General features: G+C 68.4%; 14 protein-coding genes. 8 read left to right on the forward strand and 6 right to left on the reverse strand.

The window, feature by feature from the left end:
• The first annotated feature begins 6 nt into the window (after nucleotides 1-6).
• The 7 genes from R4823_RS20485 (at nucleotide 7) to R4823_RS20515 (ending at nucleotide 8,826) form a co-directional block, all read left to right on the forward strand.
• The gene (locus R4823_RS20485; RefSeq protein ID WP_132979415.1) at nucleotides 7-942 is read left to right on the forward strand and encodes a 4-hydroxy-tetrahydrodipicolinate synthase; all 936 of its coding nucleotides are present in this window, start codon (nucleotides 7-9) and stop codon (nucleotides 940-942) included.
• Nucleotides 943-958: 16 nt separating this feature from the next.
• Entirely contained in the window at nucleotides 959-1,738 is a 780-nt protein-coding gene (locus tag R4823_RS20490) for an SDR family oxidoreductase (protein ID WP_087836908.1), read from the forward strand.
• Nucleotides 1,739-1,934: 196 nt separating this feature from the next.
• Nucleotides 1,935-2,939, forward strand: coding sequence for a tripartite tricarboxylate transporter substrate binding protein (locus tag R4823_RS20495; RefSeq protein WP_087836909.1), 1,005 nt, complete (start codon nucleotides 1,935-1,937; stop codon nucleotides 2,937-2,939).
• Between the two features lie 12 nt (nucleotides 2,940-2,951).
• Nucleotides 2,952-4,211 (forward strand): D-amino acid dehydrogenase, encoded by a 1,260-nt coding sequence (locus tag R4823_RS20500; RefSeq protein ID WP_132979416.1) that lies wholly within the window; start codon nucleotides 2,952-2,954, stop codon nucleotides 4,209-4,211.
• Nucleotides 4,212-4,304: 93 nt separating this feature from the next.
• Entirely contained in the window at nucleotides 4,305-6,479 is a 2,175-nt protein-coding gene (glgX, locus tag R4823_RS20505; RefSeq protein WP_132979417.1) for a glycogen debranching protein GlgX, read from the forward strand.
• A gap of 110 nt (nucleotides 6,480-6,589) precedes the next feature.
• Nucleotides 6,590-8,497, forward strand: a complete 1,908-nt coding sequence (locus tag R4823_RS20510; protein ID WP_087836912.1) for an ATP-binding protein — start codon at nucleotides 6,590-6,592, stop codon at nucleotides 8,495-8,497.
• 134 nt (nucleotides 8,498-8,631) lie between these two features.
• Nucleotides 8,632-8,826 carry a hypothetical protein gene (locus R4823_RS20515; RefSeq protein WP_087836913.1) on the forward strand — a complete coding sequence of 65 codons (195 nt, stop codon included), beginning with the start codon at nucleotides 8,632-8,634 and terminating at the stop codon, nucleotides 8,824-8,826.
• 9 nt (nucleotides 8,827-8,835) lie between these two features.
• Here R4823_RS20515 and R4823_RS20520 read toward each other — a convergent pair whose 3' ends face one another.
• The 6 genes from R4823_RS20520 to hemC all read right to left on the reverse strand — a co-directional run bounded on the left by R4823_RS20520 (nucleotide 8,836) and on the right by hemC (nucleotide 14,517).
• Complete coding sequence (locus tag R4823_RS20520) at nucleotides 8,836-9,558, reverse strand: GNAT family protein (RefSeq protein WP_132979418.1); 723 nt, start codon at nucleotides 9,556-9,558, stop codon at nucleotides 8,836-8,838.
• Nucleotides 9,559-9,682: 124 nt separating this feature from the next.
• Complete coding sequence (ppa, locus tag R4823_RS20525) at nucleotides 9,683-10,219, reverse strand: inorganic diphosphatase (protein WP_132979419.1); 537 nt, start codon at nucleotides 10,217-10,219, stop codon at nucleotides 9,683-9,685.
• Nucleotides 10,220-10,291: 72 nt separating this feature from the next.
• A complete protein-coding gene (locus R4823_RS20530) occupies nucleotides 10,292-11,587 on the reverse strand; it encodes a heme biosynthesis HemY N-terminal domain-containing protein (RefSeq protein WP_087836924.1) in 1,296 nt (431 codons plus the stop codon).
• Nucleotides 11,588-11,590: 3 nt separating this feature from the next.
• Complete coding sequence (locus R4823_RS20535; protein ID WP_132979420.1) at nucleotides 11,591-12,751, reverse strand: uroporphyrinogen-III C-methyltransferase; 1,161 nt, start codon at nucleotides 12,749-12,751, stop codon at nucleotides 11,591-11,593.
• Complete coding sequence (locus R4823_RS20540) at nucleotides 12,748-13,587, reverse strand: uroporphyrinogen-III synthase (RefSeq protein ID WP_132979421.1); 840 nt, start codon at nucleotides 13,585-13,587, stop codon at nucleotides 12,748-12,750. The genes R4823_RS20535 and R4823_RS20540 overlap by 4 nt, the downstream gene beginning before the upstream one ends.
• 6 nt (nucleotides 13,588-13,593) lie before the next feature.
• The gene (hemC, locus tag R4823_RS20545) at nucleotides 13,594-14,517 is read right to left on the reverse strand and encodes a hydroxymethylbilane synthase (RefSeq protein ID WP_243724453.1); all 924 of its coding nucleotides are present in this window, start codon (nucleotides 14,515-14,517) and stop codon (nucleotides 13,594-13,596) included.
• A gap of 195 nt (nucleotides 14,518-14,712) precedes the next feature.
• Between hemC and ppc the strand changes: the two genes are divergently transcribed.
• Nucleotides 14,713-17,556 (forward strand): phosphoenolpyruvate carboxylase, encoded by a 2,844-nt coding sequence (gene ppc, locus R4823_RS20550; RefSeq protein ID WP_165963094.1) that lies wholly within the window; start codon nucleotides 14,713-14,715, stop codon nucleotides 17,554-17,556.
• Nucleotides 17,557-17,606: the final 50 nt, after the last annotated feature.

Here is a 17,606-nt window from a genome sequence, read left to right on the forward strand (position 1 = left end):
ATCGCCATGGCTAAGATGAAAATCGAAGGGTCGTTCGTCGCCCTGATCACTCCTTTCAATCAAGACGGCAGCGTCGATTTCGAAGGCTTCCGCACCCTGCTCAAGTTCCATGAGGACAACGGCACCTCCGCCGTGCTGATCATGGGCTCGACGGGCGAAGTCTCGATGCTGTCGCAGCAGGAGCGCCAGCAGATCATCGCCGAGACCGCCAAGATGAAGAACGGCAAGATGAAGTTCTTCTATGGCTGCACCGGCAACAACACCGACACCACCATCGACTACCTGCGCTTCGCCCACGCCAACGGCGCGGACGGCGCCATCCTGGCCGCGCCGGCCTACATCTGCGGTCCCGAGTCCGACATCGAGGATTACTTCCTGGAAGTGGCCGACGCCACCGACCTGCCGCTGGGCATCTACAACAACCCGCCGCGCGTGAAGACCGACCTGCACTGGGACAACCTGCTGCGCATCTTCAAGCATCCCAACTACGTCGTGCACAAGGAATCGACCACCCGCGTGGGCCAGGTCGCCCAAGTGCTGCGCGCCCGCCCCGACGTGGCCGTGATGTGCTGCGACTCGCCCAACCTGGGCCTGGTCGTCCCGACCATGAGCCTGGGCGGCCACGGCACCGCCAACATGACCGGCAACATCGCCCCGGCCGAGATCGCGACGATCTCCAAGCCCTGGAAGACGCCGGAAGTGTCCGAGAGCTTCCGCGACATGTACCTGCACATGCTGCCCATGCTGCACTTCTCGTATTCGGCCATCAATCCGGTGGCGATCAAGTCGCTGATGAAGGCCGTGGGCCTGCCCGCCGGCGACCTGCGCAAGCCGCTCAAGGGCCTGGCCCCCGAGGCGCTGCAGAAGGGCCTGCGCGTGGTGCGCGAGTTGGAGCTCGACAAGAAGTACGGCTGGAGCTCGCCCGAGCTGAAGTCGGCCTGACGGACGGACGCGACTCATGGACCTCGGCATCCAAGGCAGGAGCGCGCTGGTATTCGGCGGCAGCCGCGGCATGGGGCGCGCCTGCGCGCACCAGTTGTCGCAAGAGGGCGTGCTCGTGACCATCGCGGCGCGCACCCAGGCCACGCTCGAGAAGGCGGCGGCGGAGATCACCGCGCAGACCGGCACGCCGGTACGCTACGTGGTCGCCAACATCACCACCGAAGCGGGACGCGACGCGGCGCTGGCCGCCTGCCCCGCTCCGGACATCCTGGTCAACAATGCCGACGGTCCCGAGCCCGGCGATTTCCGCAAGTGGACGCTGGACGACTGGCACCAGGCGCTGGACTCGATGATGCTGGGTCCGATCGAGATGATCCGCCGCACGGTGGATGGCATGGTCGAACGCAAGTTCGGCCGCATCGTCAACATCGTGTCGCGCAGCGTGAAGACGCCGCAGATCGAGCTGGGCCTGTCCAACGGTGCGCGCTCGGGCCTGGTGGGCTTCGTGGCGGGACTGGCGCGCCAGACCGTGCGCCACAACGTCACGATCAACAACCTGCTGCCGGGCGTGTTCGCCACCGACGCCCAGCGCCGCCACATCGAGGGCATGCTGGAGGACACCGGCAAGACCTTCGACCAGTTGTGGGAAGAACGCGGCAGCAACAACCCCGCCGGCCGCTATGGGCGCGCCGAGGAACTGGGTGCGCTGTGCGCCTTCGTGTGCTCGGCGCACACGGGCTACATCACCGGCCAAAGCCTCCTGATCGATGGCGGCGGCTACCCGGGCACGTTCTGACGGGCACCTGGACAGCGATCCGGGAACAAGAAGGAAAACAGGAGAACAACAAGGCGTCCGCGCCGTCCCGCTTGCGGAACGGCCCAGGATGCGCGGGCTCCGGCCCACCCCTTCGGGGGACGGCTGGCGCATTTTCTAATAACCGAAAAATATATAGAAAACGGAGACAATTCTGTTTTTCGAATATGGGGAAATCATGAACCGCACGACCCGCCGCTCTTTCCTGCACACCTCCCTGGCCGTCGCCGGCCTGGCCGGTGCCGCAGCCCTGGCCAGCCCTGCCCATGCGCAGGGCGATTATCCGTCCCGTCCGATCACCATCGTCGTCCCGCACGCCCCTGGCGGCGCGGTCGACAACACGGCGCGCCTGTTCGCCGACAAGCTCAGGGACGAGCTCAAGCAGTCGATCGTGGTCGAGAACCGCGCCGGCGCGTCGGGCATGATCGGCGCCGCCTATGTCGCGCGCGCGGAACCGGACGGCTACACGCTGTACTTCAATGCCTCGATCCACGCCATCAATCCGCTGCTGTACAAGAAGAACATCAAGTTCGACGCGGTCAAGGACTTCGCCCCCGTCAGCATGCTGGCCCAGGGCGCGCTGATCTTCAGCGTCCATCCCTCGGTCCCGGCCCACAACGTGCAGGAGTTCGTCTCCGTCCTGAAGGCCAATCCCACCAAGTACACCTTCGTGACCAGCGGCTTCGGCTCGGCCGGCCACCTCGGCGCCGCGCAGTTCCTGCACGAGGCCCACCTGACGGGCGACATCCCCATCGTGCTGTACAAGGGCGCCGCCCCGGCGCTGCAGGATCTGGTGGGCGGCCAGGTGTCGGCCATGATGGATCCCATGCTGTCGTCGCTGCCGCACGTGAAGGCCGGCAAGCTGCGCGCCCTGGCCGTGACCGGCCGCGAACGCAGCCCGCTGCTGCCCGACGTGCCCACCATGCGCGAATCCGGCTTCAAGGACTTCGAGTTCTACTCCTGGTATGGCCTGTGGGCGCCCGCCAAGGTGCCGGCCCCCATCCTGAAGAAGCTGGACGCCGCCACGGCCAAGATCATGGCGTCGCCCGACATGAAGGAACGCCTGTCGTCGCTGGGCTTCGAATCGGCCTACAAGAATTCGGCCGACTTCGCCAAGTACATCGACTCGGAGATGGCGCGCTACCAGAAGATCATCGACGCGGCCAAGATCACGGTCGAATAAGCGGCAAGGTTCATGAAAGTACTCGTGCTGGGCGCCGGCGTGGTCGGCGTCGCGACCGCCTACTACCTGTGGAAGGACGGTCACGAAGTCACCGTGGTCGAGCGCCAGCCCGGCCCCGGCCGGGAAACGAGCTACGGCAACGCGGGCGGATTGTGTCCCAGCTTCGCCGGCCCCTGGGCCGCGCCGGGCATGATCTCCAAGGTGCTGAAGCTGTCGGTCCAGCGCGATTCCCCCATCCGGTTCTCGCCGCTGCCCGAGCCCCGCAAGGTGGCCTGGGTGCTGCAATGGATGCGCAATTGCAATGCCGAGCGCTTCCGCGTCAACAAGCTGCGCATGCAGCGCGTGGCGCACTACAGCCTGCAATGCCTGCGCGAGATCGCCAGCGGCGAGGACCTGCCCTCGTTCGACTTCCACGAGGGCGGCACGCTGCAGATCTTCCGCACGCCCGCCGAGCTCGACCTGGGCCGCCTGTCGGCCAAGGCGCTGGAGGAATACGGCGTGCCCTGGCGCATCCTGGATGCCGCCGACATCAGCGCCCTCGAACCGGCCATGGCGCATAGCCGCGCCACGGTGGCGGGCGCGCTGCACATGCCGGCCGATGCCTCGGGCGACAGCTACAAGTTCTCGCAAGGGCTGGCCGCCTTCCTGCAGCAGCGCGGCGTGGATTTCCGCTACGGCGTGCGCATCGACGCGCTGGAGCGCGAGGGCGACGCCATCGGCGCCGTCCGCACGTCGCAGGGCCCGCTGCGCGCCGATGCCTACGTCGTCGCGCTGGGCAGCCATGCGCCGTTCCTGGTGCAGCCGCTGGGCCTGAACCTGCCGGTCTATCCGCTCAAGGGCTACTCCATCACCGTGCCCGTGTCCGACCCCGACGCGGTCCCGCGCATGGCGGTCATGGATGAGCACAACAAGATCATGATCTCGCGCCTGGGCAACCGCATACGCGCCGCCGGCATGGCCGAGCTGACCGGTTACGGGCTGGGACTGAACCCCGCGCGCAAGAAGCTGCTGGTCGACGTCGTGGGCGAATTGTTCCCGCGGGGACTGGACTGGGACCAGGTGGAGTTCTGGGCCGGCCTGCGGCCCATGACGCCGGACGGCCCGCCCATCCTGGGCCGCACGCGCTGGAGCAACCTGTTCCTGAACAGCGGCCATGGCTCGAACGGATGGACGCAATCCTGCGGCACCTCCCGCATCGTGGCGGACATCGTGGCCGGCCGGCAACCCGCCATCGACCTGGACGGACTGACGGCGGAACGTTTCCACGCCTAGAACCTAGGGCCGCTTACGTCTTTTACCTCGCGTAGGACACTTGGACGCCCGCTTGTTGCATGCTATGGCCCGGCTCGTAGCGGAAGAAGCAGCATGGCGAACGGACTTTATCGACTTGCCGAAGGCCACCCCTATCCCCTGGGGGCGACATGGGACGGACGGGGCACCAATTTCGCGCTGTTCTCGGCCCATGCCACCAAGGTGGAGCTGTGCCTGTTCGACGCGCACGGCCATGAGACCGAACGGATCGAGCTGCCCGAGTTCACCGACGAGATCTGGCACGGCTACCTGCACGGCCTGCAGCCGGGCACGCTGTACGGCTACCGGGTGCATGGTCCCTATGTCCCCGACGAGGGGCATCGCTTCAATCCCAACAAGCTGCTGCTGGACCCCTACGCCAAGGCCCACGCGGGCCAGTTGAAGTGGTCGCCGGAGGTGTTCGGCTACCGCGTGGGCGATCCGGACGCGGACCTGTCCTTCGACGAACGCGACAGCGCGCCCTTCGTCCCCAAGTGCATCGTGGTCGACTCGACGTCGGGAAGCCGCCCCGAACGGCTGCGCGTGCCCTGGGACATGACCGTCCTGTACGAGATGCATGCGGCGGGCTACACCCGGCTGCACCCGGCCGTGCCGCCCGAACTGCGCGGGACCCTGGCCGGGCTGCAGCATCCCGAAGTCATCTCCTACCTGCGCGGCCTGGGCGTGACGTCGGCGGAACTGCTGCCGGTGCATACCTTCGTCAACGACAACCACCTCCTCGAAAAAGGACTGACCAACTACTGGGGCTACAACACCCTGGGCTTCTTCGCGCCCGACCCGCGCTATTTCGCCGGCGAGGCCGTGCAGGAATTCAAGGGCATGGTGGACCGCTTCCACGATGCCGGCCTGGAAGTCATCCTGGACGTGGTCTACAACCATACGGCCGAAGGCAATGAAATGGGGCCGACGCTGTCCTTCAAGGGCATCGACAACGCCTCGTACTACCGCCTCCTGCCCGACCAGGCCCGCTACTACATCAATGACACGGGCACCGGCAACACCTTGAACCTGAGCCATCCGCGCACGCTGCAAATGGTGACGGACAGCCTGCGCTACTGGGTCGCGGAGATGAAGGTGGACGGCTTCCGCTTCGACCTGGCCACCATACTGGGGCGCGAGACCCATGGCTTCGACGAAGGCGGCGGCTTTCTCGACAGTTGCCGCCAGGATCCGATCCTCTCCAGCGTCAAGCTCATCGCCGAACCCTGGGATTGCGGCCCGGGCGGCTATCAGGTCGGCGGCTTCCCGCCCGGCTGGGCCGAATGGAACGACCGCTTCCGCGACACCGTGCGCGGCTTCTGGAAGGGCGATGCCGGCACGGCCGCCGACTTCGCCACCCGGATCACCGCGTCGGGCGACCGGTTCAACCGCCGCGGACGCAAGCCCTGGGCCAGCGTGAACTTCATCACCGCGCACGACGGATTCACGCTGAACGACCTGGTGTCCTACAACGACAAACACAACGAAGCCAACGGCGAGGACAACCGCGACGGACATTCGGACAACCGATCGTGGAACTGCGGCGCCGAAGGCCCGACCGACGACCCCGACATCCGCGCGCTGCGCGAACGCCAAAAGCGCAACATGCTGGCGACCCTGCTGCTGTCGCAGGGCACGCCCATGATCCTGGCCGGCGACGAGTTCGGCCGCACCCAGCGGGGCAACAACAACGCCTATTGCCAGGACAACGAGATCAGCTGGGTGGATTGGGAAGGGGTGGACGACGACGGCCGCGCGTTGCAGGAGTTCGTGCGCAAGCTCCTGTACCTGCGCCGGCGCCTGCCGGTCCTGCGGCGCAACCGTTTCCTGACGGGAGAGTACAACGAAGCCCTGGACGTCACCGACGTACAGTGGCTCTCGCCCGCCGCGACGCCGCTGACCGGCGAACAATGGGCCGACGAATCCATGCGCTGCTTCGGCATGCTGATCGACGGCCGCGCCCAGGCCTCGGGCATCAAGCGCCCGGCCTCGGATGCGACGCTGCTGCTGGTCTTCAACGCCCATCACGACACGGTCAACTTCACGCTGCCGGACGTCCCCGGCCCCGATGCCTGGACCTGCCTGCTGGACACCAACATGCCGGTGCGCGAAGACCTGCCGGTATTCAACGCAGGGGACGTCTACCAGGTCACCGCGCACTCCCTGCTGCTATTCGCGCTCGAGGCCAAGGGCGCCTCGGCACGCGTGCTGGCCAACATCGAGACCCGCCTGACCGACGCGCCGGAATAGACCAAATTGGTTCTTGCATAGCCGCGCCGATTCCCAGCCCCGGGGGAAGCCGGTACAATCCGGCGCGGCTGCCACAAGTAACCCTTTATTTCAATTGATACCAAGCTCCAATGTCGGCTGACCGAGCAAGCGCCCAGGCAGGCGACGCCGGAGCCGCTGCCCCCGCCCAAGTCCGCCTTCCCGTCCGTGGACGGGGCCTGATATACGGATGCTCCGCGCTGGCCCTGCTGGCCTGCGCGGTCACCGGCGGCCTGCAATGGCCCATCGCCCTGCCGTTGATCTCCACGCTGGTCGCCGGCGTCATCGTGCTACCCCTGCGCGAATCGACGCTGCTGTCGGCGGCCTCGGTGGTCTTCACCTCGCTGCTGGATTTCTGGAACTGGATGATCGGTCCGCTGCCGCTGGTCTGGCGTCTGCCCGACGTCCCGGTCGCGCCGCTGTTCGCCGTGACCACGCTGCTGTCCGTCGCCGTGGTTCACCTCTGCCTGTCGGCATCGCAGGCGGCGGGCCAGCGGCTGGCTGCGCGAGCGGCCCTCGACCGCCCCGCGCGGCCGGCCACACACATGGAGCCGCTGCTGGACCGCCTGCCGCACGCCATGGCGATCGCCGGCGCCGACGGCGCGCTGGCCTATGCCAACGGCCCCTACCTGGCCCTGATCGACAAGCCCGCCGACGTCGCGCTGGGGCGCACCATGCGCGAGCTGTGGCCGCGCCGCGCGGCCTCGCTGTGCGCGCCCCACCTGGAACAGGCCGCCCAGGGCAAGGCCGCGAGTTTCCGGCTGCCCTTCACCACGCCCGACAACGTCAAGCGCGAATTCGACGTCTTCCTCTCGCCCCACGCCGATACGGACGGGGGCACCCAGGCCACACTGATGATGCTGGTGGACGTGACCGACGCGGTACGCGCCAAGCATGGCCTGATCGAACGCGAATCGATGTACAAGGCCGTCATCGAGCATGCTCCCATCGGCATCCTGACCCAGGTCGACGGCCTGCTGATCTATGCCAACCCCGCGGCGCTGCTCATGCTGTCGGCGGACTGGTCGGGCCGCGCCATCGGACGGCCGTTCTCGGACTTCATCGTCGACAAGGACCGCGAAAAGGTCCGCCGGCGCATCGAGGAACTCGCCCAGGCCCCGGGCTTCGCCGAGTTCAGGCCCTATCGGCTGGTGGCGCTGGACGGCCAGAAGCGCGACGTCGAGCTGGCCGCGATCAGCGTCACCCGGGACGGCAGACAGCGGGTCGAATTGTTCTGCGTCGACGTCACGGAACACCGGCTGGCCGAGGACAAGATCCGGCAGTTGAACGAAACCCTGGAGCTGCGCGTGGCCGAGCGGACGGCCGAACTCGAGGCGTTCACCAGTTCCGTCAGCCACGACCTGCGTGCGCCGGCCCGCCAGATCATGTCGGCCGCCGATATCATGCTGCGCAAGGCCGGACAGCCGGGCGGCGACATCAAGCCCATGCTGTCGGCGCTCCTGACCACCGCCGAGCGCATGAACCGCACCATCGACGCGCTGCTGGAGCTGTCACGCCTGGGACGCGCCGGCATCGTGCCCTCGCTGTGGCCGCTGGGCACCATGGTGCAGGAAATCCAGTCGGAAATGGCCGCCAACGTGGCGGACCGCACGGTCTCGTGGCGCATCGACAAACTGCCGCGCGTGTTCGCCGATCCCCACCTGATCCGGCTGGTCATGGTCAATCTGCTGGACAACGCGGTCAAGTTCACCCGCTATACCCCCAACGCGCTGATCGAGGTCTGGGCGGACGAGTACGAGCAGACCATCGCCATCAACGTACGCGACAACGGCGCCGGCTTCGACATGCGTCAGGCCGGCAAACTCTTCACCATGTTCAGCCGGTTGCATTCCAACCGGGATTTCGAAGGCACCGGCGTCGGATTGGCGCATTGCCGCCGCATCGTCGAGCGCCACGGGGGGCGCATCGTCGCCCATGGCGAACCCGGCAAGGGCGCCACGCTCCGGTTCACGCTGCCGCACGAACCCCATTCCGTATAAACCCGGAGGCGCGCCCTTCGGTACCTGTATCCGTATGTAAAACGCCACTGCAACATTACATTGCGGAAATGTTTACAGGATGCAACACCGAAAACATAGAATAAACGGTCCCTATTCCTCGCTTTCGAGGTGCCATGACCACCCTCGCCTACAGTTCGCTCGCGGTTGCCTTCCTGCTGGGCCTGCTCAAGTTCCGCGCGTCGTGGCGCAAGCGGCGCCGGCTGCGGGAGATCGAGTTGCGAGGCGGGTCACTGTGCATGGAATGCGGCCGATACCTGAAGCCGCACGCCCGTTACTGCCCGCATTGCCTGGCCGAACAGCGCGGCTAGGAACGGCGGTCAGGCCGGGCCCACGCGGCTTCGGATCTCTGCCAGCGTTTCGATCTGGCGGCCCTGCCCGTCGAAATTGGCGGGGTCGAGCCATCGCCCATACGCCGCATGCAGGGCCGGATAGTCGCTGTCGATGATCGAATACCATGCCGTATCGCGATTGCGCCCGCGCGTGACCACGGCCTGGCGGAAAATCCCTTCGAAGGTGAAGCCGTAGCGCGAAGCCGCCGCGCGTGACGGGGCGTTCAGCGCGTCGCACTTCCACTCGAAACGGCGATAGCCGAGGTCTTCGAACACATGCCCGAGCAGGAGCGCCATCGTTTCGGTGGCGATGCGCGTGCGCTTCATGCGCGGCGAATAGGTGACACTGCCCACTTCGATCACGCCGTTGGGCGCATCGATGCGCATGAGGGCGATCGTGCCCACCGCCTGTCCGCTGGCGAGGTCGATCACGGCATGATGCATGGGATCGCTCAAGCCCGCGACCGTTTCCAGATAGCGGCGATAGGCATCCAGCGAGTCGAACGGGCCGACGGAAAGATAGGTCCAGTCGCGCCAGTCGGGCGCATCGCGATACGCCTCGTAAAGCTCGGCCGCATGGCGCTCCGGATCGATGCGCTCGATCCTGCAATAGCGCCCCGCGAGCGTTCGGCCATCGGGAAGCCGGGCGCCTTGCCAATCCGGCAGGGCCGCACCGACCGGCTGTTGGAATTCGTTCAATCTGGCCGTCACGTCGTTCCCGCCTCTGCCTGGTGTGCAACGCTCCAAGATAAGCCAAGCCCGGCCTTTCCAAAAGCCCCATGACAAAAGGCCTCCCGGGAAGGAGGCCCTTGCGCGACAGCGGGACTACCGGGGCTTACTTGCCGGCCTTCTGATAACGCTCGATGCTGCCGACGATCTCCTGGCGGGCGGCTTCCGGGCCGTCCCAGCCCTTCACCTTGACCCACTTGCCCTTCTCCAGATCCTTGTAGTGCTCGAAGAAATGCTGGATGCGCAGCAGGTACTCGGGCTGCAGGTCTTCCGGCTTCTGCCAGTGGCGGTAGATGGGCAGGACCTTGTCCACGGGCACGGCCAGCAGCTTGGCGTCGCCGCCCGCTTCGTCGTCCATGTTCAGGATGCCGATGGGACGGCAGCGCACGACGGCGCCGACGGTGACCGGATGCGGGGTGATGACCAGCACGTCGACGGGGTCGCCGTCGTCGGACAGGGTCTGCGGCACGTAGCCGTAATTGCACGGGTAGTGCATGGCCGTCATCATGAAGCGATCGACGAACAAGGCTCCGGTTTCCTTGTCGACTTCGTACTTGATCGGATCCGCGTTCATCGGGATCTCAATGATGACGTTGAATTCTTCCGGCGCCTTTTTGCCGGGACCGACTCGATCGAGATTCATAACTGCCTGGAAGGTTGGAAAAAACAGGTGGACCGGCCCGGGGCCGGCACGACATCGAAAAAAACCGCTGCGCTAGAGGCCGGCCGCGCGATCGGGCGCCACGTCCTCTTCGCTCTCGAACTGGGGCCGCGCGGCGGCGGGGGCGAACAGGACGGCTTCGTCGGCCTTCAGGACCGGCAGGCCGATCACCGCCTCGGTGGCCAGGCGCCAGTGCCGCACGGCCTCGACGGCGCGGTCGGTGCGATCGTACAGGCTGGCCAGCAGCGCATGCGTGCGCGGGTCGTCGCGCTCGCTCAGGCTGCGTTCGAGATATCGCTGCGCCGGCCCCCACAGGCGCCCACACAGGCACAGCGTGCCCAGCGCCTGCAGCAGGTCGGGATCGTTGGGGTGCTGGCGCAGCCAGCTCTCGGCCTTCTCCAGCCGCGGGGGTATCTGTTCGGGGCTGCAACGGGCATAGGCCTGAAGCAGGACGGGACTGAGCTGGGCGTCGAGCGCGGTCTCGAGGATGCGGCGGGTCCGCAGCTCGTCGCCATCGGCCTCGAACACCGCGGCGCCGGCCTGCGCCACTTCCGGCAGGACGCGTTCGTCGTCCTTCAGGTCCTTCCAGATCGCGCGCCGCGTGGCGGCATCGCTGGCCGACCGCAACAGCTCGGCCGCGGCGGTGGCGATCATGCGCGTGGCGGCGGCCGGATGCAGGGCATTGCGCTTGGACAGCGTGCGCGCCAGCTTCAGGACCTCGGCCCAGTGCCCCAGGTCGCGATGGGCGCGCAGGGTGAGCCGCAGCGAATGCATGTGCTTGGGGCCGCCTTCGTGCAGTTGCGACAGCAAGGCCAGCGCTTCCTCTGGCCGCTGCTGGTCCAGCAGCATGTCGGCCTCGACCAGGACGACGGCGGGCTTGAGCCCGGCATCGGCGTCGGCGGCCTCGCGGGCCTGCGCCAGCAGCAGGTCGCGGCGGGCGAACTCCTGCATGGCATGCGCCGCCCGGGCGGCCGACAGGTTGGCCAGGACGCGGCGCGACGGCACGTCGGTCTGTCCGGCCACGCTGCTCATGTCGGCCTCGGCCTTGGCATAGCGGCCTTCCAGAAGGTTGATCCAGCCGCGCTCGAGCAGTTCCTGCTGCTGCGCCAGCGCGCGGCGCGCGCGCCAGCGGCGCACCCGCACGGGCAGGTCCAGGGTCCAGGAGATGGCGCGCAGCGCGGCGTACAGCACCGCGAACAACGCGACCAGGATCAGCGCGGCCAGGCTGGCGGACAGCTCCACCCGGTAGGGCGGCAGCAGCAGCGCGACGTTGCCGGAGTGATAACGCAGCCCGACGGCCAGCCCGACGGCGGCCACCAGCAGCAACAGGGTCCAGAACCAGGTGCGCATGCCTTACCTCTGCGCGCCGGGGACGGCGTTGCGCGGCAGCACCGACCGGACCGCGGCCAGGCTGTCATTGAGATTCGGCAGCTCGATGGAGATGTCGGTCTCGCGGATCTGCCGCAGCAGCGTCTGGGCATTGCGCGTGAGCGGCGCGTTCGCATCGAAATAGGCGGGCAGGGCCTGGCCGACGGCGTCCAGGTCGGCGCGCCAGGCATGCTCCTGCCGGGACAACAGGGCCAGCCGGGCATTGAGCAGCCTGAGCTTGAGATTCTCGCGCACCATGGCGCCCTGCTCGGGGGATACCAGCAGGGCGTCGGGCTTGTCGATGCGGCGGATGCGGATCAGGTCGCGCATGTCGCCCAGGAAACCGTCCCGCAGCGGCCGCCACCACGCGGTGGCGCGCTGCCACCAGGGCGCGTCGCCCGCCGGCGCCTGCGCCGTCTCGGCCGCGGCCGGCGCGGGCTGGCCATCGGCCTCGTGGGCCGGCTGCACGCTGGCCAGCAGCGGCAGGCGGTCGAGCAGGCCGATCAACTGGTCGATCTTGACCACCAGGCCGGACACGTCCACCGACGGCAGTCCGCGCAGCCGCTCGAGGTCCTGCGCGATGGCGCGGCGCACGGCGGTGAACTGGGGCCGGTCGGCGCGCGCCAGCCGGGCGTCGGCCACCTGCAGCGCGGCGATGGAGTTCTGCACGTTGCCGGCCAGTTGCAGCTGCTGGGCGGCGATGGACAGGGCCTGTTCGACCTCGATCAAGGTCCATTCGTCCTCGCCGCGCGACAGTTCCTGATAGAGCTGCTCCAGCGCGGCCTGCTGGCTTTGCGACTCCAGCACCTTGGACTCGAGCACGGCCAGCTTGTCGGTATTGCCCTGGGCGATGGACAGGGCCTGGCGGGCGCGGGCCTGGGCATCGCGGGAGAAGGAGTCGATCTCGTTGAAGCGGCGCGCCGATTCGCGGCCGATGGCATCGACCAGCTGCTGCTGGCGCCACAGCGCGGCAGCCAGCACCACGATCACGATCAGCGCGAAGGCGAGCACCGTTCCGAGCCAGGGGAAGGAGCGGGTGGACGCCCTGCCCTTGGGGGCACGGCCGGCGCGCTCGGTTGCGGAACGGATATCGTTGGGCGCAGGACCCTGCGCGGATGCGGGAGATGCGTTCTCGGATGCAGTCATGACACCGATTCTATCGCGGCCAGGATGTCCTCATCCCGGGGCGCGCAAGTTTGTAACATTGGCGGGTCGCCGCGAGCGGGCAATGCTTCGGCGATCACCGTTATTAAATGCCGGGCGATCCGTGGATGGGTTGCAACGAGACGACAATCGGCCCACCAGTCCAGCAATCCCAGGGCTGCCAGGTGGCCGCGTACCGCGTCCACGCCCTCGGCGCTGGTCAGCAGCCAGGCGGTGGGCGTGCCCGCGCGGGCCAGTTGGCGCAGGCCCTCGGCCTGGTGCGGCGTCCAGGCCGCGGGAACCCGCCTGTACGCGCGGTGCAGGGTGACGGTGGCGCCGGCCTCGCGCAGGCGGCCGGCCAGCCAGTCGCGGCCGGTGCCCTGTTCGCCCCGGCCGCCGCGCACGATCAGCACCCGGGACGGCAGCGGCGCGGCGGACAGGACGGCCCATAGCGCCTCGGAATCGAAATGCGGGCTGTCGGGCGCGGGCTGAACCAGCCGCGGAGCCTGGCCGAAAGCCGGATGTTCGCGCAGCGCCCGTGCGCTGGCCGGCCCGACGACCGCGGCGGCCGTGGCATCGGGCCAGGCGCGGCCCCGGCCGGCGGCCTCGCGCCATGTGTCCAGGAACATCCTCACGGCGTTGCCGCTGACGAACACGACGAGATCGAAATCGGCGGGATCGGGCACCGGGCCGGCCTCGGGGGTCAGCCGCAGCGCCGGCAGGTCCAGCGCCCGCCACCCCCGCGCCTCGAGCGCCCGCGCCAGGCCCCCGTTCTGGCCGGCGGGACGGGTCAGGACGACGGCTCGCGCGCAAGCCGGCGCGGATGGCTGGGCCGGCATCGCGGCTCAGCCCAGCGTATCGAGAATGTCCGCCGCGCCGGCCGCCAGGAGTTCTTCGGCCACGGCCAGGCCCAGGGCCTCGGCGTCCTTCGCGGTGCCGGTGCGCTCGGCGCGGACGATGCGCCCGCCGTCGGGCGTCGCCACCAGGGCACGCAGGCGCAGCGATTCGCCTTGCGCCTGCGCGTAGGCGGCCAGCGGCACCTGGCAGGAGCCGCCCAGGCGCCGCGATACGGCGCGTTCGGCCAGGGCCTCGGCGGTGGTGGCGGCATGGGCCAGCGGCGCCAGCACCGCGCGCAGGTCGTCGCGATCGGCGCGGATCTCGATGCCCAGGGCGCCCTGCCCCGCGGCCGGCAGGCTGTCCTCGGGCGCCAGCAGGGTCCGGATGCGCTCGCCCAGGCCCAGCCGGCGCAGGCCGGCCGCGGCCAGCACGATGGCATCGTATTCGCCGCGATCGAGCTTGCCCAGGCGAGTCTGCAGGTTCCCGCGCAGGGGCCGCACCTGCAGGTGCGGATGGCGCGCCCGGATCTGCGACTCGCGCCGCAGGCTGGAGGTGCCGATGACGGCGCCGGCGGGCATCTCGGCCAGTTCCGCGTAGCGCGCCGACACCAGGGCGTCGCGCGGATCCTCGCGCTCCATGATGGTGGACAGCAGGAACTCCGGCGCCAGGTCCACCGGCACGTCCTTGAGCGAATGCACGGCCAGGTCGGCGCGGCCGTCCTGCAGGGCGGTTTCCAGTTCCTTGACGAACAGGCCCTTGCCGCCGACCTTCGACAGCGTGCGGTCCAGGATGCGGTCGCCGCGGGTGGTCATGCCCAGCAGCTCGACGGAGCACTGCGGATACAGCGCGCGCAGCCGCGCCTGTACATGCTCGGCCTGCCAGAGCGCCAACTGGCTTTCGCGCGTGGCGATGATCAAACGATCGTTTTTCAAATGCGGGGATCTCGATTGCGATGCGAACAGGCTTCCGCTCTCGCGGCGCCCCCCTTCGGGATTATAGAAGTATTCGATATGGGCTCTTTTTTCATGGCATGCTTTCGGGGCGCCCGCACCGCGTTCTTTTGCCTTTCGGGCCCGTCTCCAAGCATTTGCAGCAGCCGACTCCAACGACAACACGCGCGACGCTCCATGACCCCATCGCTTCAAGATCCCGACCTACCTCTTCGCAATGACATCCGACTGCTGGGCCGCCTCCTGGGCGACGTGATCCGCGCCAGCGAAGGCGCGGGCGTCTTCGACACCATCGAGACCGTGCGCCGCACCGCGGTGCGCTTCCGCCGCGACGGCAACGCCACCGACGGCCGCGCGCTGGAGAAGCGCCTAAAGCTGCTGGCGCCCGACGAGACCAACTCCGTGGTCCGCGCCTTCACCTACTATCTGCACCTGGCCAACATCGCCGAGGACCGCGACCAGAACCGGCGCCGCCGCGCCACCCTGCTCCAGCAGGACGCCCCCGCGCGCGGCAGCCTGCAGGACGCCGTCGCCAGGCTGCGGGCGGCAGGCATCGGCAACGCGCGCATGCGCCAGTTGCTGGACGAAACGCTGATCTCGCCGGTCCTGACGGCCCACCCCACCGAGGTGCAGCGCAAGAGCACGCTGGACGTGCACAAGGAAATCGCCCATCTGCTGCAGGAGCGCGACGACCCGCGCACCACGGACGAATCCTTCGAACAGACCCTGGCCCTGCTGGGGCGCATCACCACGCTGTGGCAGACGCGCATGCTGCGCAATTCCCGGCTGACGGTGGCCGACGAGATCGAGAACGCGCTGTCCTATTACCGCAGCACCTTCCTGTCCGTCATCCCGCAGTTGTACGGCCATCTTTCGCGCCTGCTCGGCCGCGAACCGGCCGATCCGTTCGGCCCCCACCCGGCGCCGCTCAAGTCCTTCCTGCGCATGGGCAGCTGGATAGGCGGCGACCGCGACGGCAATCCCAACGTCGACGCCGAGACGCTGAACCTGGCGCTGCTGCGCCAAAGCACCACGGCCTTCGAGTACTACCTGGACGAAACCCACGCGCTCGGCGCCGAGCTGTCCCTGAGCGCGCTGCTGACGCCCGCCTCGCACGCGCTGGCCGCGCTGGCCGAGCAGGGCGGCGACCTTTCCGAGCACCGCCGCGACGAACCCTACCGGCGCGCGCTGGTCGGCATCTATGCCCGCCTGGCGGCATCGGCGCGAGCGCTGACCGGCCGCGACCTGGCCCGCCGCGAGGCCCCGCCCGCCCAGCCCTATGCCGAGCCGGCCGAATTCGCCGCCGACCTGGCGGTGATCGCCGACTCGCTCAACGGCCACCACGCCTCGCCCATCGCCCGGCTGCGCCTGTCGGCGCTGCGCCAGGCGGTGGACGTGTTCGGCTTCCACCTGGCCACCATCGACCTGCGCCAGAGTTCCGACGTGCACGAACGCACGGTGGCCGAGCTGTTCGCGCGCGCCGGGGTGCAAGCCGACTACGCCAGCCTGGACGAAGCCGCCCGCATCGAGCTGCTGCGGCGCGAGTTGCAGGAAGTCCGCCCGCTGGTCTCGCCCTGGCTGCGCTACAGCGAGGAAACCACCCGCGAACTGGACATCTTCCGGGCGGCCGCCAGCGCCCGCCAGCGCTTCGGCGCGCAGGCCGTGCACCACGCCATCGTGTCGCACACGGAAACCGTGAGCGACCTGCTGGAAGTCCTGGTGCTCCAGCAGGAAACCGGGCTCATCGCGCCCGGAGGCGGCTCGGCGAACGGACACGTTCCGGCCGACGGCGAAGGGCTGATGGTGGTGCCGCTGTTCGAGACCATTCCCGACCTGGCCAACGGCCCCGGCATCATGGCGCAGTTCCTCGACCTGCCCGAGGTCAAGGCCCGCGTGCGCCATGCCCAGCGCGGGGTGCAGGAAGTCATGCTGGGCTATTCCGACAGCAACAAGGACGGCGGCTTCCTGACGTCGAACTGGTCCCTGTACCAGGCCGAACGCGCGCTGGTCGAGGTCTTCCGCGCCCGCAAGGTCAGGCTGCGCCTGTTCCATGGCCGCGGCGGCACCGTGGGCCGGGGCGGCGGCTCGAGCTTCGATGCCATCCTCGCCCAGCCGCCCGGCACGGTGGCCGGCCAGATCCGCCTGACCGAACAGGGCGAGGTCATCCAGAGCAAGTACAAGGACGCCGACATCGGCCGCTGGCATCTCGAACTGCTGACCGCCGCCACGCTGGAGGCCAGCCTGGCCGACCACACCGAAAGCGCCTCCGCCGAGGACGCGCTGTTCGCCAGCTACGGGCAGACCATGGACCGCCTGTCGGCCACCGCCATGCGCAGTTACCGCGCCCTGGTCTACGAGACGCCCGGGTTCGCCGACTACTTCTTCGCCTCGACGCCCATTTCCGAGATCGCCGGCCTGAACATCGGTTCGCGTCCGGCCTCGCGCAAATCCACCGGGCGCATCGAGGACCTGCGGGCCATTCCCTGGGGCTTCTCGTGGGGCCAGTGCCGGCTGCTGCTGCCTGGCTGGTACGGCATGGGCGCGGCCATCGACGACTACCTGCGCCATGGCGAAGGCACCCGGCGCGAGCGCATCGAGCACCTGCAGGCCATGGCGCGCGACTGGCCGTTCTTCCGCACGCTGCTGTCCAACATGGAAATGGTGCTGGCCAAGACCGACCTGGTCATCGCCTCGCGCTATGCGCAGCTGGTGCCGGACACCGCGCTGCGCAAACGCATCTTCGGCGCGATCAGCGACGAATGGAAGCGCACCATGAGCGCGCTGAAGCTGATCACCGGCCAGCGCCAGTTGCTGGCCGACAATCCGTCGCTGGCGCGCTCGATCCGCGACCGCATCGCCTACATCGATCCGCTCAACCACGTGCAGATCGAACTGATCCGCCGCTATCGCGCCACCCGTGGCAAGGCGGGCCGCGCCAAGGCGGATCCGGCCGGCCGCACCCAGAACGGCATCCACCTGACCATCAACGGCATCGCCGCGGGCCTGCGCAACACCGGCTGACGCCGGGCCCAGGCGGGCCGCCTGCCGGCCCGCCTGCTTCCCTCCCCTAC

This window comes from Pigmentiphaga sp. CHJ604, assembly GCF_036972535.1.
Lineage (GTDB): Bacteria > Pseudomonadota > Gammaproteobacteria > Burkholderiales > Burkholderiaceae_B > Pigmentiphaga > Pigmentiphaga daeguensis.